We start from the raw sequence: 22,644 nt of genomic DNA, 5'->3' as shown, positions 1-22,644 counted from the left end.
CGCCAGATTAAAATGATAACACGACCAAATGATGGTGGCGGCACAACATTGGTCCTCGATGACGGCGACGACTTAGCTTGCGTGCCGGACTCGCATCGTGACATGATCACCGATTCCGTTCAGGATGCGCTCAGCGATCCAGCGGCGTACTTTTCTAGAATTGCGTCACGTACAACGATACCCAACCTGCGCAAATATCTGGCCAACTTTGTCGCCGACGGTCGCTGGAGTCTGCTGCTCGCAGACACGTATATGATGGACCGCGAGACGATTGCTGCATTCGAATGGTTTCACCTAGTCCAACACGCTTGCATGTTTGGCACGCCGACTTCGGACTGTGAGGACGATTGTTTTGCTTCGTTTTACGATTGCCTATCGATGGTGCATTGGGATTCGATTGGTTTTGCTGGCGGCATCGTTCCCTATTGCAACCAAATTTCCCTCGACGACTGCGGTATACCATCAATAAATCCAACGTTTCCCGCAGACACAACGATGGTATTTGGCAACTCACCCTGCGGCGACATGATGATTTGTAACTCGTCGGGCGATGCCGGGTATTTGTCGCATGAGAATGGAGCGTCGTACGTTGTCGGTTCGTTTTCAGAGATGTTAGACTGGATTTTTGGCGAGCTGATTCAGAATCGAACGCCAGAATTTGACTATTCTCGCTGCTGACAATGCGGGGCGAACCATTCGATGGTGGCGGAGCGGTGGTGGTCGCCCTTCTCGTCTGCGTGCAAGTCCGCTCCCGCCGTCCGACGATCGCCACCGTTCGAATGGAATACACCAATCCACAGAATACAACGCTTTAAGATGACTGCGAGCCAAGCTGGGTACTGCTGCGAATTTCCATGTGGTATCGAAGTGACCTCGTCGTCGCTCTTGAAATCGAACTAAAAAAGGGAACGCAATGGGAACTATCGCTCAATGCTGTTACATCAGGATCTCCATTGGGGCTCTTGCTATCTCACTCTGTGCAGGCGGCACTGCCATTGGCCAGGCGATCGACAAACAGAGATTACTGATTGAAAAGCTGGCGGCCCATGAACGATTGCTTTCAGATTTTGAATGTTCGTTGTCAGGGACCTACGAGCACCTAGTCGAGAGACACGATCCTGGTCCCGGTAAGGGACGGCCGGTCCGGAAATATTCGGAGCGATACGAGATCGTTAAGCAAGATGGAATGCTGTCCTCTCGATTTCGTCGACAGTCGGAAGTTGGAGATGATAGGCAGCTTCTTGCGCAGGAGCGGCTGCGGAAATTTGATGGGACAACTTCCCGAGCTGTCAGTAGGCAACAAGTCAATTTGCAAGAGGGACTGGCGGTTGACCGTGGGAATTTCTACCCACATATGCTGTTTCTTCACGATTATGAATACACTGTTCCGCTCAGTGTTTACCTTAGCGGCAGAGATAGTATCCAAGCTTTTCCAGGCTCTAATTGGGACGCAAGCAAGCAGGTCGAATTCTCAATTGTTGGGGAGGAGAGTATCGACGGCCTCCGTTGTGTAATAGTCCAAGCTGACGAAGTGAGAGGTTCGGAACGGAAACCTGTCGTCGGCTGTCGGCTGTGGATCTGTACAGATCGCTCTTACATACCGATAAGATTCGAGGCTTTTACGTATCGATGGTCTGAGACGGTTCCTGTGGGTCGAGGAAAAGTGTTAGAGTTTGGGGAAGTCCATGACGGGTTGTGGTACCCCGCGCGTTGGAGCAAGACTGCGTTCGACAAGCGTAAGATTCAGTCCGACGGAATTGAGGAGCCAATCTGGAGTAAAACTTATGCTGTTACCGGCTTCAAGGTAGACCCGGATTTTCCTGTTTCCTTCTTCAGTGATTTGCCCATTCCGGAGGGAGCTACAGTTTTTCGGATTGACGAAGGAGGCGATATCACGGCAAAATTTAAAAAATGAAACGGACGGCTGCGGGCACGCGCCTCGTTTTAGGGCACCACAACGAGAAAGCAATCTCGTTGAACGTTCGTCACCGCTTTGAACATTATGGCGAAGCGAACGAGCTGGTTGGATACATTCACCATGCGTGGCCGGACCCGGACGGCGGATAACCATCGCGTCCACCGGAGAACGCAAGGTGAGCGATTTGGCTAGCAGAAACCTTTCCTCGCGTTCCCGGTGACGCGTTTTGTTTTTGCCGGCTGGCACGTCTTCCATGCTGGCAACCAATACTCTCGGTGATCGATCGGTTCTTTCGGCCCAGCGTCCCTTGCCGCATTCGTGGTAGCCTAAGTCTGTCGGGCAGTCATTGTTCGCATCTGACTAGAGCAACCTGGCGCATCCATTCGCGAAATTAGCGTTATTAGCGGGCAATGTTGCGCGCGTGTTTTTGCCCGCGAATAACGCTAATCTACGCGAATGATAGGGCTCGTGATGCGAGTTCGACCTAGGTGCGTGTTGTTGCTGCTCCACTACTAGGTATCGATTCTTGTTGATCGGCTCCGTTTCGGACCGTATGTGCAGGGCATGCAATATCAATGCGACCGACGATTCATTCGTTGTGCATTAAGACCGTCGCAAGAACCGTGTGTCGCACCTAAGCGGCGGCGTCGATTGGGGAAAGCAATATCGCCGATCGCCGTCCTGTCACCACCAACGTTTGTAGGGTGAAGGATTCTTTTAGCGGCAACGTCTTGGTCAGGGCAAATGGTTGACACGGTCGGTTTCGGGTTGGCCGCGTCTTCATTGATGGCAGTGCTCCCATTGCTGTCGCGAACTGTTACCGGGTTCAGACACGAGGCGCGCTTCCGATGAGTCGTTGTCGTCGTCCTTACTTTCGCGTATTTCGCATCTTTCGCGGTTGTCATTCTTTCTGGCAATGCGGATTCGTGTGCAGTCATTTTTCAACCGCGAAAAAGACGAAATAGGCGAAAAGGACAATTCCCGTGCGGGATTATGTGCGGACGGATTTGGCACGTGGTAGTGCGTTCGGGAAACTCACTGTAGCGGTTTGGGGCCATGGTCGCGATTTCGCGATTTCGCAGTTTCAAAATGCCAACGAACCAACCGAAGCACGCGGAGCCCTCGAGTCTCGCTTAGACAATGGTTGTTCAAACGTGGCGACCGGGTGACTGTTAACTTTCGTTGGATGAAGAATTCTTCTGAGTCGTTGTCGACTTCCTTATTTTCGCGTATTTCGCATCTTTCGCGGTTGTCATTCTTTCTGGGGATCCGGATTCGTGTGCAGTCATGTTTCAACCGCGAAAAAGACGAAATACGCGAAAAGTGCGGGAGCATGTGCGGACAGAATTGGCACGTGGTAGTGCGTTCGGGAAACTCACTGTAGCGGTTTGGGGCCATGGTCGCGTTTTCGTAGTTTCCAAGCACCAATGAATCAACCGAAGCACGCGGAGCCCTTGAGTGTCGCTTGGGCAATGGTTGTTCAAACGTGGCGACCGGGTGACCGCTAATGTTCGTTGGGTGAAGAATTCTTCTGAGTCGTTGTCGACTTCCTTACTTTCGCGTATTTCGCATCTTTCGCGGTTGTCATTCTTTCTGGGGATCCGGATTCGTGTGCTGTCATGTTTCAACCGCGAAAAAGACGAAATAGGCGAAAAGGACGACTCTTGAGCGGGATCATGTGCGGACAGAATTGGCGATTGTCGGTGCGTTCGGGAAATTCTCGACAAAGTTATTGATTTTTGGCTCGGTCGTTTGAGTCTTAACGAATGGAAATGTAGCCCAGACCTAGTAAATTTGCTCCTTTGCTTTTATCGCTGGCAGAATCTAAAAGACGGCGGATCGTTTCGTCAACTTGGCTCGAGACGACATTCGCCTTGACATTGACCGCCATGAGTTGCGATGGTTGCCTGAAAACCGTAGCACTCTGCGTGATCTCATAACTTTGCAGTTCAACCATGTTCAAAAAACGACACCCAAAAGCTGGTTCACCTCCTGGAACTTTAGTCATCTGTCCACATGCTTCGCCTGTGGAACTTCGTGTTACTTACGTAAACGGCCAGAATCGGTCGGCCTACGTATGTCCATCCGTCGACGAGCTTCCCAGTCATGAGAATCCCGGGGCCATGCTTTGGCTGGACGTGCATGGACTGGGGGATGGGTCGGTACTGAAACAAATCGCCCAACGCTACCGGATTTCACCGCTCGCGATGGAAAATCTTGTCAACGTTCCGCAACGTCCGAAATCGGAAATGTTTGAACATCACCAATTGGTGATTTCGCATTGCTTGGTCGTTAGTGATGACGACAAAGCGTCACTTGGACAGATCGGGATGATTTTGGGCAAGAACTTCCTGCTGACGTTTCATCAAGATTGCGATCATGTTTTAGCTCCGATTCACGATCGTATTGAGAATCCCACGGGGCGGATGAGAAGTCGCGGTCCTGACTATCTTCTCTACGCTATTCTCGACTCGTGCGTCGACGGCTGCTTCCCGTTTTTAGAGGGGCTTGGGGTAACGATCGAATCGCTGGAACAAGAAGCACTGGGTAATCCCCGTCCCGAACTTCTTTCCAAAATTCACACGGCCAAGAATCTGTTGTCCCGAGTCCGACGTAGCATCTGGCCTCAACGCGAAATGGTGCTCGGCCTATTGACTGGCGAGAGCCATTTTCTCGCTGACGATACCCGGACGTACCTCCAGAACACCGCCGACCACTGTAATCAACTGGCCGATGTGGTCGACATGTATCGCGAAGCGACCAGCGGGCTGGTCAATACCTACATGTCGTCCGTGGCACATCGCAGTAACGAGGTCATGAAAGTACTGACCCTGCTGACCAGCGTCTTTGTTCCCCCCACGTTTCTTGCAGGCGTGTATGGGATGAATTTCAGTGAAATGCCGGAACTCAGGTTTCCGCATGCCTATCCGATCGCATTGGGGCTGATGATGTCGATGGTCGCCGGAACGATCCTCTATTTTTATCGACGCGGTTGGTTGACCAGTGCACCGATTGCTCCGAAATCAGCGCCCCCGGAACCGGCACCAGTACTCCCGTCAACGAGTGCGATGAAGGCAGCCCAGAACATTGTCATGGAGACCGAATTCGACCATCCTTATCAACGAGCGGCTTAGCTCAGGTTCGGTTAACGAATAACGGTTGCAGCGCAACTCTTCAAGAGTTTCGGCTGCACTCGAAAACGAAAGTCTTGTCGACATCCGCTACGTCATGCGTAGCCAATCGATTCTTGGAATTGCCAAACCAGGTGAGTGAGTGGTCTGCCACACCGCCTGTGTCAGCATAGGTCGCAAGCGATTCGAAACAGAGCAATCCGCTACCGGCTTGCTGACGGAGTGACGCGTTCGGTTAGCAGCGGATCGATTTCCGACTTTTCAGTCGGTTCGTCCAAATGCAGCTTCAGGATGCGAAGCACTTCTTCAACCGTCTCGGGATGGCTTTGCAAACGTCGATGGGTTGTCGGCACGATTCGCTCACTATCCGCACCGTGGTGGCGAGCACTCACGACCGGCACGACGCCATCGGCGGGCCCACCGATAAGCATTTTATGTCCGTTTCCGATCACCGAATGCAGACGGATGTGGGGTGCAAGTGGCAATTGTCTCATCGCCTGCAGGGTTGGATCCTCCGGTTCCAGCATGTGAATGCTTGTTGGAATCTGTTCAGAATAGAATGGAGTGATCGCCTCAGGATTGCGAGCCAGAAACGTATCGTACTCCTCGGAGAAATCATGAGAACGTGAGACGAGATGTGAGGCGAATTGACCGATCCATTCATCCGCGATGGGCGAACCTCCATGCGGGGTGCCAATGAAAATGGCTCGCTCCACAAACGGCGAAGGTTCAAAGAAGAACAGTTCGGAGAGGTACTCGTGCATCTGCTGGTCCGCCTGCAATGAGTCGATCGGCTGCTTGGCAAACGACTTCCAAAGAGATGTTCCGCTCGGGGCGACTTGCAGTTTTGTCAGCAATCCTCCCATGCTGTGGCCGATAATGACACTGCGATGGAGCGCAGGGTCGGCGGTCGTTTTCGTCAATGATTCGATTGCCTCACTACACTCGCGTCGCAAATCGGCAGCTGAACGGAGAAAGGGACGACCGGTTGGATAGCCGAACAACCAAATCTGGTATCTCGAATTGACCCAGTCGGTCGTGCGGAGTTCGTTGATCAGTCCGTTCCAAGTGAGTGGATCGGAAGCCAATCCATGGACAAAAACCAGCGGGATCTTGCCCGCCTGGTAAGGCTCAAGCATGAACAACTGACCACTTCGGTGCAGGCGATCGGGATGCATGAAGCCTTCGTAATTGAGATGGGGTGTGTTGTTGCTTAACCAAGCAATGGGCGCCGAAAGGTCAGCCGCCAATGGAGTTTCACCGCCGTTATCTTTCGCCAGATCAGAGTGTACGAGAGGATTGAAAACCTCCAGGACTTGATCTGGCGTGGCTTCAGCGGATTCGCGATCGTCATCGATCGGGAGATTTCGAAGTATCGCGGTCGCCGCGAAGGGCACTTGCGGAATCATGAATCGTTCTTGCTCATCTCGTTGCCGCAGCACCACCAGCGGAACTCCCCAACCCGAGCGTCGGTATTGGTGGGTCAAATGCTTGTCCTGATACTCACCGACTGGCATCCAGCAATTGAAATCCTCCGGTTTCCATGCGAAACCGTCGTAAACGATAGGGATAGACACCTCGCCTTCTGTGGTGGTCAAGCGAATGCCTTTGATCGGATCGATTTGCCCAAATTGTTGCGCTGATTCGATCAATCCTCGCAGACTTTCGTGATACAGCTCCGCCGCGAGGTTCCGCTGCGCGTCATCGGTAAGGGATGCGTCGGTTGCCGTTTTCCACGCTAGACGATTGGCAGCGAGATAATGTGCTGTGCAACGTGGGTCCAGGTCCGTTCGCAGTTGTTGCGCACGGGTGTACGCGATTTGGCTCACCTCGATCGGATCACGTGAACCGAGTGCCTCACCGGAAACGTCGGCTAGAGCGACAGCCTCGGAGGTGGATGCTGCGTCCTCCAATGGTCGCTCGGAAAGCCAGGAAGACCGGCAACCGAGCAGCAACAACAGGACACCGGTAGCCCAGATAAAAACAGGCCCGCATCGACCTCGGTTTTCAATATTGTTGGGATCGTTTTTGGAATCGCCGACCATGTCTTCCTTGCTCGAAATTTTCTTTCATGGCAATCGATCCAACGATTGCAAGCGGTAGCCAGACCAATCGGGCGCTGAAAGAAGCGGCGAGATCCGTGGACAATGCAGAGTAGAGAAATCCTGGAGTCAGGAAAAGATGAATCGGTACACCGTTCTGCTGGTGAATCGTTCCGTTCCCGTATATCAAACGCTGCGCAGCGTCGCGGGCCTGAGTCGCAAGAGTGAAAACGCCGCTCAGTGTGGGCTGTCAAAGTGGTTTTCGGTGTAGGTTCTTCACAACGGGAATCCGATTTGAGGCTGGATGGAAATTTGGGAGCAACTACCGATCGACGGACGTAGGCCGTTAAACCGGTGCGAAGATGCGGAAACTTGCAAGACAATGATATTGATGTAAACTCCGTGGCAGTTTAACCTTAGCATTGCTTCTGCCGGACGCTCGGATCAAGTTGAGAACGTAGGTTGGAGGTTCGAATTCTCTCGTCGGGTATTCGCTACACAACTGAGATGTTGGAGAGGCCACACTCTCTCCAGCCTTTGTTCATGCACCCTGGACGCCATCGTGGCGGATGGCTTCGACCCTTCGCCAGCGACTGCACCCGCATCGGTCTGAGAACGGAAAAATGATCGAATCCGTGAAGACGCCAGGAATGAAAACACATTCGATGCTGGCCTGGATTTTTGTTCCGGCTGTAATCATGTCATTGGGATGGGGATTGCGGGGATACATTGGCGGAGGGCCATTCGGTGCCATGATTCCCGGTGCGTTGGTCAGCCTGATGTTATGCGTGTATCTGCGCGTTGATGTCAGGGCCGCTTCCGTTGTTGTTGCATTTGGCACCATCGGAATCGGGATCGGTGGCAACATGACATACGGTCAGACTCTTGGCCTAATTCGCGTTGACGAAACATTCCTGTGGGGACTGATCGGGACAACGACCAAGGGAGCGGTCTGGGGACTTCTGGGCGGCGCGATGCTTGGATTGGGCTTTGTCGCCGATCGCATGCGATGGCGTCATCTGATCGGAGTGATCGGCTGCTTACTAATGGGGATCACCATCGGCATCGCTTTTATCAATGCCCCCAGGTTGATCTATTTCTCTGATCCCTTGAACAAGCCACGCGATGAGTCATGGGCTGGACTCCTCGTCGGCTCCATTGCTCTGCTGGGATATTTGCGGTTCGTCCAGCCGCGATCGTTTCGGTTGCCGGCAACGTTTGCCTTTTACGGAGCAATCAGTGGTGGCCTGGGATTTGGCATTGGCAGCCTCTTCCTGGCCTGGCAACCGCATGTTTCGGAGGCTTGGCGTTGGCTGCCTTATTGGAAGTTCATGGAATTCACCTTTGGCCTGCTTTTGGGGGCCGGGCTGGGATCCGCTGCCTACCGCTTGCGGGATCTCTTAATCGCTGATGAGACTTCAGGCAAAACGGAGGTTGTTCCGCAGTCTCCAGCCAGTGGATTGATCGGCGTGCTGGTGGGCGGCGCTGTGGTTCTGTTTGTGTTCTACGTTTGGTCAAGATTGTGGTTGCTCATGTTTCCAAGCTTGGCCGAGATCACGCGCGGCAGCCTGTCGATGACGGCAGCGGATGTGCTCACCGACTTTACCGGTCTGGGATGCTTCATGCTGTTGCTGTCCAGGCGTTGGCCGACAGTGGCATGGCAGTTGGCAATCAGTGTGACCATCGTGGCGGCAGCGCTCGACTGGCTGCAAGATCTGCATCCTCGGGGCGACATCAACATGCCTGAGCAATACCGGCTGCTCTTTCTTTTGGCGACAGCGGCCGCATCCGTCATTTTCGTACAGAGATGGCAACAGAGCCAAGCTGCTAGGCTAACAAGTCTGTTTCTGTTTGCTGCTTGTATGCTGATGGGGATCGGCTATCTGATGGGATTGGGAATGTCCGATATCTGGTGGCCCAACCCGGAATCGATTGCCGCCGCAGGCGGACAATGGTCATTCCTGTGGCAGACGTTCCGCGGTGAGATCGTTGTCCACGCGATCTTTATGGTGTTGTTCGTGCTGAGCCTGAGCGCATGTCTGCGGGAACGCTGCACAACAAGCTACTGAAGCCGCCGATGACGTGTCTACTTACATCCGTATCAACCTCGGCAGTTCCCCAGAGTCGTCTGCTTCTTATCTTCCTGCCCATTTGCTCGGCAGAAGTTGGCAAGAAGATGGGGGCAAGAAAATTCCAATAGTGGCCGATTGTTGCGTCGTTAAATGGAATATCAATCACGGCCACCCGATTATCGTCTCGGTTCTTGCAGGTTAACGCACCATTCCTGCTGAGAATCAATACTCTCGACTCTCGGCGGACGAGTTTCCCTGTCCCTTGCAACGTTCATGTAGGCTAAGGCTGCAGGGCAATCCTTGTTCGTTTCTGGCTAGGGCCACTTGGCGCATCCATTCGCGAAATTGGCGTTATTAGCGGGCAATAATGCGAGTCAGTTTTTCGCCCGCGAATTGCGCTAATCTACGCAAATGATACTGCTCGCGATGCGAGTTGGACCTTGCTGCGTGCTTTTGGTTCTCGCTGAGTTCCCCTCGGTAATCGTTGCGTTTGTGCTAGTTTCAAACCAGTTCGGCAACACAGACATGTTCGGTCTTCCACTGCTAGGTCTGTCCGGTTGGGGTGCTGCTATGGGGACGCTGCATCTGCGATTTCGATTGCCATCAGCTGCCCTGATTGGAATGCTTGTGGGGCTGCTAACCATGGACGGGACCGTTGTGTTATTCTGGGTTTGCCGAGTGTCGGCAGCTGTAGCATAAAAATTGCGACTTAAGAAGACGTGGCGGACCAAGCGATGGTGCTAAAAGACGGTGGACGCCGTTTGGGTAGGCTTGCATGCCAGCTCCGACTGCCAGTATGTCGCCAACGTTCGCCGACACCGTCAAAGACACTCTATCGCGAAGCTGTTCCACAACACCAACGCGAGCAATACGTCGCACTGAAGCAAGCCCCTGACTTGGAATGGATGATCTCGAACGCTCAGGATGCGCCACACTACTGTCACTTTTGTCACTCGCAATCTTCGTGGTTGGCTTTGTCGCCGTTATGGTGCTTTTTGTTAACGATGAACCTAGTGGTGGGATCGCTTCTTTAGCTCCCCCCATTGCCACGTTTATTGGATCATTCATCTGTCTCGCTATTTCGATTGCGTTAACCATTTATGCCGCATTCTTTCGCAAACGAGCACTTTGGATGTTCACTATCCAGGTGCCTGCATCTGTATTCTTCGCTTGGATCTGGATGCAGATGTAATCAGTTGCTGGAAACAATTGCTGGTAGACGTTGCGCGCGGTATGATTTCCTGCGCTGTCGGTTGCAATGGCTGACGTGAATTTGCGGCAAGGCGGCGCACCATGAAATGCAAAGGAGGGCGTATGGACCGTTTTGGCGTTTGCTTGCAAGTCGTTCGCCCGTCCCTCGTGATTGCCGTCGTTTTACATCTAGGGTAGTGCCTTGAGTAACGCTCACTTTTTCCACTTTCTGATCCTGGTCTCATTCGGCCGTTTGCGACCGTGTTTCTTCTGACATTGCTTTCGACGGGAGTCTTCGGTTTCGGGACTTCGCGCCACATCGTAAATGAAGCGACAAGCTCAAAGTGCTTCGCTATACTAGCTGTGTTTTCTGTGTCTTTGGGGTTTCTGCACATGGTGATGGGAGCACTTGCGACGTAACCATGTCATGCACTGAGTGAGGCCATGGCACGGTTGTAAATGGAAGTCAAATTGGGCGTCTTGGGTGACGACTACCGCTATCCGACTGGGGAATTGAAATGAAATCGAATCTAAATCTAATCGTCGCGGTTCTGTCGCTCGTCTGCCTGAGCTGTGCAACCGGAGATATTCTCGCCGAAGACGCTGGCACCAAAACCGAAGCCGATAGTGTTCAATATTTGATCGAGCTATCGGAATACGAGCTTGAAAAGCCCATTCCCATTGGTCTGGATGAAGGCAGTGTGGTTAACGCCATACTCCGTGCAGGGATTAAGCCAGTGGAGACGATACGGCTGACAGCAATGTCGGCATCCGAAAGCATGGTTCAAGTTGGTAAACGTATCTCCGTAACGACGGACACCATGACTCGAGGCGACACAACAACGCGTCGTTTTGAAGCTGTAGAAATTGGAACGATTCTGCGTCTTGAGATTGAGCCGCATCACGATGGTGCCGTTGCCAATATTAGCTATACGACAAGCCGCGTTGATGGCGATCCATCCGGTGATTCTCCGCCAAATGTATTGACGAACACCGTGCAGTCAACGCAAGTCTATGTTCTGGGTAGGCCTCGACTGTTAACGACCGTTGGGGCGGGCAGGACCACCGGCATTCTTGTCACCGTTCGTGATATTGCAGACGCCCAACCTGGCGAATAGCCAAACGCTGAACGGGGAGTGGCCGACAGCGCGTTTGCATTTGAAAGATCAACCGCGGTCACCCGGTTATCGCAATCGTTTTGGTATCGAAAATGTCGTACTCGTACTCAGGGTGCAGCCCGGTACTCGTACTCGAATCGGCGCACCATTGCCCGATCCTGTCTCCGGTCCCGTCCCATTCGATATGGATCGTCGCTCGTTTGCCGAGGTGCTGAGCGGCGATCAGCGTCACGCTTGTGTTCGATAGCTAGATCCGACTTCTGCTGTCGATGGGCGGCGATAGTTGCTTGTCCCTGTTCTGGACGGGTATAATCCGGCGCTGGTTCGGTCAGGTTTAATAATACCGAGGTAGGCACCTGAACCTGCGCTGCAGAACGACACATTGCACACCGAGCGGCAAAGTTTGGTGTTTTGGGGCAGAGAATCTCCCGTCGCCGCTGGGTGATTTTAAACGTTCGGCTACGAGAATGAAATCTTTGCGTGTTTCGCCAACCGGTGCGATTGTAGGAGCCGTTATCTGTGCGATTGGTCGAAGTCTGGTCGTCGTTTGGGCGCTCGGAGAACCGGCATGGATCTTCATGTTTCCGTCTGCAGGAATTGGCTTGCTTGTCGGTGCGATTTCAGGTTCCATTGGACGCCCCTTGTTGTCGGCCATCATCGGTGCGCTGCTTTCGGCAATCGTTTTCGAGTTTTTTTTGGTCCCCTGTGTGTCGCTAGTTGGTGTGTTCGGTAACTCTACCGGGAACAATGATGCGGCTTCCGACTTTATGTTTTCAACGTTGAAGTATTTGATTGGCATGGCCGTCGCAGGTGGCATTGGGGGTGGCGTCGGTGGGGCCGTTGGCCGGCTGAGTGAAGAAATACCAATCGAGTCCGGGGAGAACACGGTGACTGGCGAACCGAGGGATGAACCGAAATCGTGGTAGTCGAGTAATTTCGCAATTGATAGTTGTTCCCGTGTCATGGTGACATCGGGCGTTCTGGCATTGATATTCGTACTCGTACTCAGGGCGCAGCCCGGTACTCGTACTCGAATCGGCGATCCGTTGGCCGATCCTGTCTCCGGTCACTGGCCATTCGATATGGAGCGTCGCTCGCTTGCCGAGGTGCTGAGCGATGCTCAGAGTCACGCTTGTGATTTAATGGTTCCTCATACGATCAGATCGTCGATTGCGAGTCAGTAGCGGAGTGCAATGTGGATGCTGAATACGAGTACCGCGTTGCTGAGCACGAGTACCGCGTTGCTGAGCACGAGTACGAAAGAGGCTGGAAGCCAGAGCTAGGCTGCTCACTTACGCGCGGCTTGTGAGTTTTGTGATTGGAAAATGAAACGTCCTAGGTGACGGCTAGCGTTATGCGACTTTATTCGAAACTTCCACGACGAGAATCCGATGTCGATTAGGATGCTGCTGTCGGGTTTTACGTTTTTGGCCGTCTGCATTGGCATGACTGGAATTCCCCACGAAAAGTTGACAGTGAACCGGCGCATGTCACACTTCTCTGAAAGGAGAACCGATCCATGAGCGAACGTCGAACATTTAGCCGCGAATTCAAGCTCGCCGCCGTCAAGAAAGTCATTGAGCAGGGACTGTCCTACTCGCAAGTCGGCAAAGACTTGGGTGTGCGTGACAGCATGATTCGTAGTTGGAAGAAAGCCTTCGAGAAGGACGGCACACTCGATGCTGAGGTCGCCAGCAGCAGCTCTGTTGAGAGTGAACTCAAGCGACTGCGAGAAGAAAACCGGCAGCTCAAAATGGAGCGAGACATTTTAAAAAAAGCGACGATGTTCTTCGCAAAGGAAAACAACTGAGACTGAAATTCATAGACGAGTATCGTGATCGCTGGCCGGTCACGGTGCTTTGCCGTGCCCTAGAAGTCTCAACCGCTGCTTTCTATCAGTTTGTTGGTCGTCCAGCATCAGCGGCCAAGACCAAACAAGCGGAGGTCACCAGCGCGATCGTCAAGATTCACTCGGAGAAACACCATGATGCCTATGGCAGCCCCAGGGTGCACAAAGAGCTACTTCGACGTGGCGTTTCTTGTTGCCTCAATACCGTTGCCAAATATATGGGGGTGGCTGGAATTGCTGCAAATCGCCGTACTAAATTCCGAATTTCCACAACCGACTCCAACCACAATTACCCGATCGCTCCGAACCTCTTGAACCAAGACTTCGCCACCAAGGCGATCAACGAAGTCTGGCTGACAGATATCACCTATATCCCTACGAAAGAAGGATTTACCTACCTTGCTGCCATCGTTGACCTTTATTCACGAAAGATCATTGGTTGGAAAACCAGTCGAAAAATTGACTCTCAGCTTGTTGTCGCTGCACTTGGCGATGCCATCACGTTTCGCAGCCCCCGCCCGGGTGTCATCGTTCACAGTGATCGCGGCGCACAGTATGCCAGCGGTGCTTTCCGCGAGGAATTGAGCCAGCATGGCCTAATTCAAAGCATGAGCCGCCGAGGAAATTGCTATGACAACGCCCCAATGGAATCGTTTTTCAAGAGCTACAAGACCGAAGAAGTTCGCAACGAACAATACGAAACACACGAACAGGCTACACGAGGTGCTTCTGAATTCATCGAGCACTTCTATACCCCCGTACGGCTGCACTCCTCGCTCGACTATCAGAGCCCGATCGAATTTGAACGCAGTTCCCAAAGTAGATCTCATTGAATCCGTCCTGATCGCCAGGCTGGAATATTTACCCTCCCGTTAAGACCGATCCACTGTCAACTTTTCGTGGGGAATTCCAGACTACTTTCACAATCGCTGAGAACAAAACCGAGGGTACGATGCATCGACTGTGGACTGATATTCCACTGCCGGTCGGAACGACGATCGCGGGTAATCCTTCCGTGCACCGAATGACAATCCTTCCTAACTTCGCTCGCGGTGCTTTTATGCAGTTGGGTTATTAATTGTCGCCTTTCGCTCCGCGACAGAACGCCCCTTGCAGCTGCTTTCGCAGGGAGAGGTGAAACTTGTGGATGACGATTTCAATCCTGCCCATCGGAATCTGAGTGCGGTGCTTTTAGCCCAGCGGGCGACAGACAATAGTGTTTCTGTCGCCCGCTGGGCTTTCCTTTTCGCGATACCCACTCCGGCGGCTGACGCCGCCGGCAAGTATCTGCCGCCCTCCGGGCTACGTGCTCACTTGGCCCGATGTAGACTCGTTAATTGCTGCAAACCCTTCAGTTATCGATTTCACGTCCCCCGCGAAAGAACGTCCCTTGAAGCTACTTTCGCGGGGGACGATAGATTTGTTGGTGACGGCTTTCGCCTTGGTTACTTTTGTTTGGTAAGGCATCAGAAGATCCCAAACCGCTGCGTCAGCGAGGGAGCGCGGCCTGTTCTTGCGGTTCCTCGCTGATGCTTTTTTGTGTCGGCCCTCCGGGCCTTTCCGCTGGCAATGTTTTCTCTTCCGGGGGCTTCACCACCGGCAGAGATTGTGTCGACCCTTTGGGCCTAGAAACGATGGGAGCCTTTTGGCACTGGAGAAACAATCGAGGAGCGCCGACTCCAAGGCAAGTGCATCCAAATCACGCAACTTCAAAAAAAGACATGTCGGATTGGGATTTCGGTAGTCTGTCGAGCCCCGTCTGTTTCCGCCGGGACGATTCCGGGAAAGGAACTCTCTCGGCAATTTTCGGGCTCGGAAGTTTGACGCAACTGATTGAGGCCAAGCACGGCGGAAGCAGGCCGAACCGATTCGAGGGAGCCTTCAATACGTATACATGTTATGTTCCGTGCTCGTTCGATAGTCAAACTCGCCTCGATTGGTCCGTGCGCGGCGATAGTTGCTTGGCTCGGTTTTGGTCGGGTACAATGGAACGCGGTACGATCGGGGTAGCAAAATCAATGTTCGCACCCTGCCCCACGTTGCAGAACCAATCAATTCACACCGAACGGCGAAGTCTGGTGTTTCGGAATTGGGAATCTCCCGTCGCCGCTGGGGGATTACTGCCGCTACGTCTCGAGATCTTATGTCTGATTCAGAGAACTACACACCTCTGTCGGAACGCCTGCAGCAGGACGTTTGGCACGATAATTTTGTCCCAAAGTATTCTGCGCTTGCCACTGCAAGGCCAAGTCGGCTCGTCTTGATTGGCGTGTGGTTGATTTTTGCTCCGGCTGCGATAAGTCCAGTTGTGGTAGGACTGTCGACGCTCCCCGCTCTGCCGGTTACGGCTGCTTCGGTAATTTCGACGGTTTTTTCAATCTTGATCTTCGTGCTCGCCGTTGCAATTCTGTTTACACAAACGCGTCGTTACCTCGTGGCAAAACGGCAGGGTAACGACGTTGAGAGTGACGCTGGATCCGATCTTTAGGCCCCGGATAGGGGCGTGACCGTAACGTGCAATCACGCCTTCAACCGCTGTTCATCGAGCGTTTTGGGGATATTAAAGGACTGGCGCGGCGTGTCGTTGATAAAGCATCAGAGTCGAAGAAGAAGGGGGATGCCGAGACCGCGGAGATGTCTTTGGGAGCTGTGAACCGACTGGTGCGACAGCTTTGCGACGCCGATGTTGTCCTCGTCTTTCGACAGACAGGTCACGCTCTCGCAACTGTAACATTTGAAGACTGAATTGGCATTCATTCACTGCCCGTCGTCGCAGGATGGACTTGAGTCGCTGAGTTAAGCTAATTTATGTGGTTAGTCGTTCTTAGCGACCACGTGATCCGCAATGATTCTCGCCAATGGGAAGCCTCTCACATATGGAAGATCTTAGCTCCACAAAGATCGAGTCGCGATGGCTTTGGCAGACAAAACGACTGTTTCCACATCCTGTTTTTGCTGGATGCATCAGCTTTTGTTGTGTGCTCGTGACGTTCCTTCTTGCGGGAGTCGGAATCTCGCAACAAATCTGGCCGATGGCTGCCGCAAGTGTTGCCTTCCTTGCTTTGGCATATGCAACATGCATCGCAGCATTTTCGCTTGCGAAAGAAAAACGAGCGGCCAAGGGGAGACCACAGACTGTTCAGCAGCCGAGTAAGCCAACATATGCCGTTATGATTCTGCTTGTTGGCATCTATTCCTGGCTCTTGACGATCGGCATGCACCTGTTTGACACGTTTTTCAATAACGGTCCAGGCTCACTAAAGTATGTTGTGACACTTGCCATTGCGGTCTCTGCGACACTTTTTATGCAAATTCGCGGAAAACGCGTTGTGCGTGAACATTTTGGCAGAACGGGCGGTCGGAATCTTACCCTGAGTTCTCGCCAAGTCGGATACGTTTGCTTTTTCGTGGTGTCTCTGAGCATCTACTTTGTTTGGGTCGTGTCATGACTCGGAACGCGGGAATCGGGGGCTAGAAGGTCGCGGTCGAGCACGAGCACGAGCACGAGCACGAGGCTGAGGCTGAGGCTAGAAAACAACGCCCGTTGTTCGTCGCCGGTTTGTTGGTATTCTCGATCGGTTGTTGCTTGGCCGATGGGACTATCAGACGCATCTTATGCAGAACATTGTGGTGCACTTGAGGTTTCGAACTGATTTGTTTGGTCGGTAGAGCATTGTCTTCGCGATCGAGATGGCCGCTCTACGTCGGCAAGCCGAGTTACCTGAATGCTCCCACAACCCCGGTGTTGCCTGTTGGAAGGCTCCTGCAGCCGCTGGCGCCCTCTAATGTTTATCTGTCCGCTTTGGTCGTAAACCTCGTGCTTGTCTTGATCGCATATTCATCGCTCGCTTACTTCCTTCTGAAGATCATATGTCGGTTTTCAGTATTCTTTTTATTCGGCGTATTGGTGGCCGTTTCCTTTCAGTTTCAGTTGGGCCGGTTCATCGCGATGCTTGCTGGACATGAAGTTGCCCTGTGTCCGATTGCTACCTGTTTCCCACCGATGCATGCCACTCTAACAGTCAGGTTTTCGATCTTCCCACAAGTGGAATCGGTTCGATCTTGGTCGATGTGGAAGCGCGGTCAGCAATCCGTTGACGGTTGCGCCAATGCTGATGACTCCATTGCCGCTGGGTCGAAATTGGAAACTCGCGGCGAGTGGAAAGATTCAGTGGACTTGTGCCACCTCTGTGGCGAACACTGGCCGCAGCACGCAACCTATGTACAGCATTGCATCGATCGGATCACCGAAATGCAATTCTTGGCACAAAGGTAAAAAGTAAACGAAAAACAGGACCACCGGATGCCCTTGAGTTGCCGGTCCGGTCGCGATTGTGTGATAAGATCATTGGCGACGCCCTCGTTGTGCGGGGTTGGTACGCCATGGTTCATCATCCGTCGGAGAGTTATCCATGAAATTCAAATACGGCCTTCGTTGGCCAACCGGTTTCGAATGCGTTCTCGTGTTATTGCTGGTTGTGGCAATCGGTTCCCATGTTCGAACGTCGTGGCAATTGTCTCATGCTACAGATGAATTGGCCGAGATCGAGGTGTTTCGGCATGACCGTCCGGTAAACGCGGCATCCGTAAACGCTCTATTCCTTTCTGCACCGGGGCCCGATTCGCTTGCTCGGGATGAGCTTGAGATGAAGTGGCGAGTGTCGGTTCCTGGTGACGGGTATGGGATCCGGATTGTAGACTTGAAGGGGACCGAGAACGCGAACGCGTCGGAGACCGAGATTGCACTTGCACCCGGGCTATCAATCCTGACATTGACATTGTTGAAGGATGCCGACGGCGAGCCGATCATTCGCTGGACAAATCATGGACGGACGGGGCAGTTACCGATCAGAAACGCAGATGAATTACTAGCCTTTCGCTCGATGACGACCTATTTCGCAGGTTTGTTTGAGCCTGAAATGAGTGCTCCGAACAGCAAGTTTCCATTGGCTCGCATTCGAGATGGAGCGCGCACCGAATCGGGATCCGCTGAGTTGCAACTCTGGATCGAACCACCGAAAAAGGCGTGACCAAACGGTGATGCGGAGCGGCGAAGGAGGCTTTGGTCGAAGTGATTGACTTCTCCCCCCTGACGCCCATATGTTACGACCGATGTCAGCCACGGCGACACCGTGGCTTTCGGAGGCGAAAATTCCATGTAAAGATTCTTGCCAATGTTTTTATGTGATCAGCGAACTGACTGTCAAGCAAACAAGACTCTTTATCGGCGCAGGAACTGACATGCCGAAAATTATCTCACTAGTGCTGCTTGCATTCGTTGGTTGCGACCGTCGACCGCCTGAATTAATCCCCACCAAACTTGTGAGCATCCACGATGAAAACACTTTCAGCCGCTTTTTGTCTGTTGCTCCTTCTCGCGTGCGGGTGTGGCAGCAACCCTGACGCCTTGGTTGCCGAGCAAATCACACTGATGACTGAAATGGCGACCGCAATGGAAAACGACGCTCCACAGTCCGAGCTCGATGAACTCCAAAATAAGAATATATCGCTAGCCAAACGGTTCGAAGCGCTAAATCTGTCCGCATCTGAAAAACAAGACCTGCTCGCTCGTAACGAAGCCGAGCTAACTCTCGTCACACAGCGGCTTCAAAAAGCAATGATGAAGAAGGCTATGGATTCGCTTGGAGAAAGCTCTCAAGGATTTTTGCCAGGAGGAGCTCCCAGGTTTGGCGGCAACTAAACGCCAATGCAGGATCATACAGCCGGTCACGAAGCACTCGGCTTACGAAGTTTCGTCAATAGAAAGTCGTTTTTCCGTTTCCGGTGACGGCTGACGTTGTCTCAAGTAACGGAGCCGGTCACCATAAGCCGGTTCGGGGTTTTGATGGGGCAAGGTGTTAAGGACGATAGATTGTGGCCGATCGAAAGATCGAGATCACGTCCTGGGCAGCAGGTATAGGCAGACGACTCGCCGCAAAGCAAGGACTTCGTCGATTCCTTATTCCACTGGAACTCAGAATGAAATCAGTTATCTGGAAAACTCAAGATGGAAAGGGGCGGCTTAACGACTGGTATGACCGATTCGTTGATAAAATTGAAACGGAAGTAAGCGAAACCATTGTCCCCACCCGGTACGGGGCTAGCCATGTATTGGTGAGCGGTCTTGAGAATGGGCGACCGTTGGTTTGTCTGCACGCAATGCGAACTGGATCGCCGTTTCTCGTGTCGGAAATGGGACCTGTTCTGAAACGGTTTCGCGTGTATGCACCTGATTTGCCTGGCCAATCGATTCGCGGGCCCGAAATCAAATTGCCACTGAATGACAATTCTCTGGCGTTATGGTTGATTGACGTAATGGATGGCCTAGAGCTTGACCAAGTCAATCTTTTCGGCGTCAGTTGGGGTGGATTCCTGGCTCGGTTGACGGCAACAACAGCACCTGCCCGTGTGAGTCGGCTCGCGTTAATGGTGCCTGCGGGAATTGCTAATGGATCGCATCTGTCGGGGCTTATGAAGATGGTGTTTCCGATGGTCCGTTACAAAATTCGGCCTTCGTCAAGCAATCTCAGAAAACTACTTTTACCAATACTATCCACGTGGGATGACGATTGGGCCGGCATGATTGAATGCACCCTTCGTGATATGAAAATGGACTTGAGGATTCCACCACTTGCAAGCGATCAGGATTTGGAACAGCTGACCATGCCAACATTGGTTCTGGCCGGGGAAAACGATATTTCATTCCCAGGTCGCGACGTTATCGATCGACTGAGGGGGAGACTGCCAAATATTGATGTGGAATTGATGCCCGAATGCAAACATAGCCCACCGACAACAGACGCTTTTCGGGAGTGGCTAGGAGACCGATTGTCACAATTCCTAGATGATCCGAAGTAATCGGTGCAGTCAGGCACCCCCGGCCGCGGAGTCAAGGTTTTCGAAAACACCCAATCTTCCGTCGCGACCAAGTGAACGCCACCGTTCCGAAATAAATCCTAATCCTACTCGAGTCAGAAATGGCCGTCTCATCTTTCGCGGATCGGTGTTTGTTTCGAGCGGGGAGTCGAGTAGGAGTACGAGTACCGCGGTGCTGAGTACGAGTACGACGAAGGGGGAGAGGCTTTGCCAGGCCGTGCAAGTGCGGCACGCCATAAGATGTTTGTAAAAGATTAAACCACCTTCGGCCGTGGTCGGTGGCGTGACCGTTCACCGTAAAAATCGTATTCGTATTCGTATTCGTACTCAGGGCGCAGCCCGATACTCGTACTCGAATCGAGTCAGAAATGGCCGTCTCATCTTTCGCGGATCGGTGTTTGTGTCGAGTGGGGAGTCGAGTAGGAGTACGAGTACCGCGGTGCTGAGTACGAGTACGACGAAGGGGGAGAGGCTTTGCCGGGCCATGCAAACGCCGTACGCCATCAGATGTTTGTAAAAGATTAAACCACCTCGTCCGTGGTCGGTGGCGCCACCGTTCTTCATGAAAAAAAGTGCTCGAATCGCTTTTCAAATGGCCGCCATAATCTTCGGCTGCGGTATTTGAACGCTGACCGCTACTGGCTGCCCCAAAAGCTAAATGATGGCTCTCTCTTGGCAAAATTGACTTGTCGCCTTATCACTTCACTTGCCGTTCTTGGCGGGCCAGTTCGTCTGCAAATGACTTTCACGCAGGGAACGTGAAAGATTGTTGAATGATTGTGCGGTCGTGAATCGGCCTCGGATAGGCGTTGCTCGGCATCGATGCCCTGCTCTCATTCGATGCGTGGTTTGATTTGCACTGTCATGCGATCGCGATCCAATACTTGCTCCGTGCTTCTCCAATCGCCTATACTTTCGCCTTGGCATTGTTGGGCAGGTCGAAGTTTTGTTGCTACGTTTAAGCTGCTCGGATTACGAAGCCGTGCGGTGGGATACGACGTTATGTGTTCCGGATTTGACATTCTGCCGGCCGTGCATGCTGACGATTAATGTTCTCTCGCGGAGATGCATTGCGGTCATGATAGTACAGCGATTTTTCTCCGTTTTGCGTACCTGCGTCAGCGTAACTCTTCCAGATAGCTCGCTCCTGTTAGGCAATCGATGACAACACCGCAGCCGAAATCAGCATTTGAATTATTGGCCATTGCAGTCGTCGCAACGGGTGCGTTGTTTGCACTGAACTATGAATGGCGGTTGGTACTGGGGGGCGATTCAATAACAAATTTGTTATTCGCTCCGCTGATGTTGGCTTCGATCTACTTGGCGTTACGATGGTTTGGATTTAACACGAACACGCCACTTTGGGGGATTCAACCTCGCATCGCTTGGACCGCCGCACTGCTGGTGATTATCTTGTGGGCGTCGCTTGCGCCACCTCTTGCGAAACTCTTGGTTCCGTTCGTTGGCATTATTGTTCTGCGGATTCACGGACGATTTACCCACTTTGTTCAAGGCCTTGAAGAAGCGTATAAGTGATAGCCAATGCGAATAACCGAAGTTGCCGAAGGGCAATCGGCTTTGGAATTGAGAATTTTTTGTGAGAGCTCGCTGATGTGGGGCGTAAGCCGGTTTAGTTGAACGCAAGTCGCGAGTGTGGGGCGATGGGCAACCACAGAGCCATGCTGTGAATGCTGAACGACGATGTTTTTTTCGACCGAGTCATTTCATGATTTTTGCTGCCCTTGATTTTTTCGACTACTTCATCATTGCGGTGTTGATCGCTCTCTTTGCGGGTGGAACGAAGATTGCCTCACGCCGGTCCGCTTCGAGCGTTGCTGGCGGGGAACGCCTTCGCCGTATTGAAGAAAAACTGAATCTGCTTTTGACGCACCATGGGATCGACTACGTGCCGGGGATGAAGGAACAGTGGCAACGTCTTGCCGAATCGAACCAGAAGGTGAGTGCCGCCAAGGAATACAGCGACATCCATTCCGTTACTGTTGACGAGGCCGCGGAGGTTGTTGACCAATACTTAGCAGACATCAGGCAATTCTCTTGAACGTGCAAGATGGAGGTTAACGACGGCTTGCGAACGCTGGATGCCAGCGGATTGGGGCCTTGTGAATCTTGACGATAAATTGTTGCTAGGCCCCCTCGGGGGCGTTATGTTGTGAGCAGGCACGATTGGTGCCAGTGGTGAAATATTCGCCACGCAACAAACCCACCACAACATCCTACCTAAAGAACCCTACAACTCAGCGGCGCGGTGATCCTTGGCGTTCGTCGATTGAGAATCTCTCGTCGGCACCGGATGATTACTGACCGTTCCTCGAGTGAAGATGGTTTCGGCAAAAAATATCGACCGCAAACCCGTATCTGTCATCGGTGACGGAGCCGACCATCGCATCAAACACCCAGGCAAGGTAGAGGTTCGAGGAGCCGTTCCC

The 22,644-nt window shown here is 52.6% G+C and carries 17 protein-coding genes; 14 read left to right on the top strand and 3 right to left on the bottom strand.

Features of this window, described 5'->3' with window-relative positions; all coding sequences use genetic code 11:
* Positions 1-12: 12 nt before the first annotated feature.
* The 3 genes from FF011L_RS18140 to FF011L_RS18135 all read left to right on the top strand — a co-directional run bounded on the left by FF011L_RS18140 (position 13) and on the right by FF011L_RS18135 (position 1,915).
* Positions 13-678, top strand: coding sequence for a hypothetical protein (locus tag FF011L_RS18140; RefSeq protein ID WP_145353029.1), 666 nt, complete (start codon positions 13-15; stop codon positions 676-678).
* 2 nt (positions 679-680) lie between these two features.
* Entirely contained in the window at positions 681-815 is a 135-nt protein-coding gene (locus FF011L_RS27080; RefSeq protein ID WP_261342546.1) for a hypothetical protein, read from the top strand.
* Between the two features lie 98 nt (positions 816-913).
* Entirely contained in the window at positions 914-1,915 is a 1,002-nt protein-coding gene (locus tag FF011L_RS18135) for a hypothetical protein (RefSeq protein ID WP_145353027.1), read from the top strand.
* 1,762 nt (positions 1,916-3,677) lie between these two features.
* On the opposite strand, the gene FF011L_RS18130 is transcribed toward FF011L_RS18135, so the two are convergent.
* Positions 3,678-3,926, bottom strand: coding sequence for a hypothetical protein (locus FF011L_RS18130; protein ID WP_218932716.1), 249 nt, complete (start codon positions 3,924-3,926; stop codon positions 3,678-3,680).
* Between the two features lie 115 nt (positions 3,927-4,041).
* Here FF011L_RS18130 and corA point away from each other — a divergent pair, with 115 nt between their 5' ends.
* Positions 4,042-5,052, top strand: coding sequence for a magnesium/cobalt transporter CorA (gene corA / locus FF011L_RS18125; RefSeq protein WP_218932715.1), 1,011 nt, complete (start codon positions 4,042-4,044; stop codon positions 5,050-5,052).
* Between the two features lie 200 nt (positions 5,053-5,252).
* On the opposite strand, the gene FF011L_RS18120 is transcribed toward corA, so the two are convergent.
* Entirely contained in the window at positions 5,253-7,094 is a 1,842-nt protein-coding gene (locus FF011L_RS18120; protein ID WP_145353021.1) for an esterase/lipase family protein, read from the bottom strand.
* Between the two features lie 647 nt (positions 7,095-7,741).
* On the opposite strand from FF011L_RS18120, the gene FF011L_RS18115 reads away from it, so the two are divergent.
* The 3 genes from FF011L_RS18115 to FF011L_RS18105 all read left to right on the top strand — a co-directional run bounded on the left by FF011L_RS18115 (position 7,742) and on the right by FF011L_RS18105 (position 11,472).
* Positions 7,742-9,160, top strand: coding sequence for a hypothetical protein (locus tag FF011L_RS18115; RefSeq protein WP_145353019.1), 1,419 nt, complete (start codon positions 7,742-7,744; stop codon positions 9,158-9,160).
* Positions 9,161-10,064: 904 nt separating this feature from the next.
* Positions 10,065-10,355, top strand: coding sequence for a hypothetical protein (locus tag FF011L_RS18110; RefSeq protein WP_145353017.1), 291 nt, complete (start codon positions 10,065-10,067; stop codon positions 10,353-10,355).
* Positions 10,356-10,872: 517 nt separating this feature from the next.
* On the top strand, positions 10,873-11,472 hold the full coding sequence (locus tag FF011L_RS18105) for a type II and III secretion system protein (RefSeq protein ID WP_145353015.1): 600 nt from the start codon (positions 10,873-10,875) through the stop codon (positions 11,470-11,472).
* Positions 11,473-11,530: 58 nt separating this feature from the next.
* On the opposite strand, the gene FF011L_RS26445 is transcribed toward FF011L_RS18105, so the two are convergent.
* Positions 11,531-11,704, bottom strand: coding sequence for a hypothetical protein (locus FF011L_RS26445; protein ID WP_218932714.1), 174 nt, complete (start codon positions 11,702-11,704; stop codon positions 11,531-11,533).
* 235 nt (positions 11,705-11,939) lie between these two features.
* Between FF011L_RS26445 and FF011L_RS18100 the strand changes: the two genes are divergently transcribed.
* The 7 genes from FF011L_RS18100 to FF011L_RS18065 all read left to right on the top strand — a co-directional run bounded on the left by FF011L_RS18100 (position 11,940) and on the right by FF011L_RS18065 (position 22,256).
* On the top strand, positions 11,940-12,398 hold the full coding sequence (locus FF011L_RS18100; RefSeq protein WP_145353013.1) for a hypothetical protein: 459 nt from the start codon (positions 11,940-11,942) through the stop codon (positions 12,396-12,398).
* A gap of 593 nt (positions 12,399-12,991) precedes the next feature.
* Positions 12,992-14,154 (top strand): IS3 family transposase gene (locus FF011L_RS18095; RefSeq protein WP_145353011.1). Its coding sequence is split into 2 segments (ribosomal slippage): positions 12,992-13,241 and positions 13,241-14,154, totalling 1,164 coding nucleotides; the frame shifts between segments, so codons are not numbered across the junction.
* A gap of 3,579 nt (positions 14,155-17,733) precedes the next feature.
* Entirely contained in the window at positions 17,734-18,351 is a 618-nt protein-coding gene (locus tag FF011L_RS18085) for a hypothetical protein (RefSeq protein ID WP_145353007.1), read from the top strand.
* 305 nt (positions 18,352-18,656) lie between these two features.
* Complete coding sequence (locus FF011L_RS18080; protein WP_145353005.1) at positions 18,657-19,022, top strand: hypothetical protein; 366 nt, start codon at positions 18,657-18,659, stop codon at positions 19,020-19,022.
* A gap of 278 nt (positions 19,023-19,300) precedes the next feature.
* The gene (locus FF011L_RS18075) at positions 19,301-20,179 is read left to right on the top strand and encodes an alpha/beta fold hydrolase (RefSeq protein WP_145353003.1); all 879 of its coding nucleotides are present in this window, start codon (positions 19,301-19,303) and stop codon (positions 20,177-20,179) included.
* 1,179 nt (positions 20,180-21,358) lie between these two features.
* Entirely contained in the window at positions 21,359-21,733 is a 375-nt protein-coding gene (locus FF011L_RS18070) for a DUF4175 domain-containing protein (RefSeq protein ID WP_145353001.1), read from the top strand.
* A 190-nt stretch (positions 21,734-21,923) separates the two neighbouring features.
* A complete protein-coding gene (locus tag FF011L_RS18065) occupies positions 21,924-22,256 on the top strand; it encodes a hypothetical protein (RefSeq protein WP_145352999.1) in 333 nt (110 codons plus the stop codon).
* Positions 22,257-22,644 lie beyond the last annotated feature (388 nt).

This window comes from Roseimaritima multifibrata (assembly GCF_007741495.1).
Lineage (GTDB): Bacteria > Planctomycetota > Planctomycetia > Pirellulales > Pirellulaceae > Roseimaritima > Roseimaritima multifibrata.
This window is presented reverse-complemented; position numbering and strand designations above follow the sequence as displayed.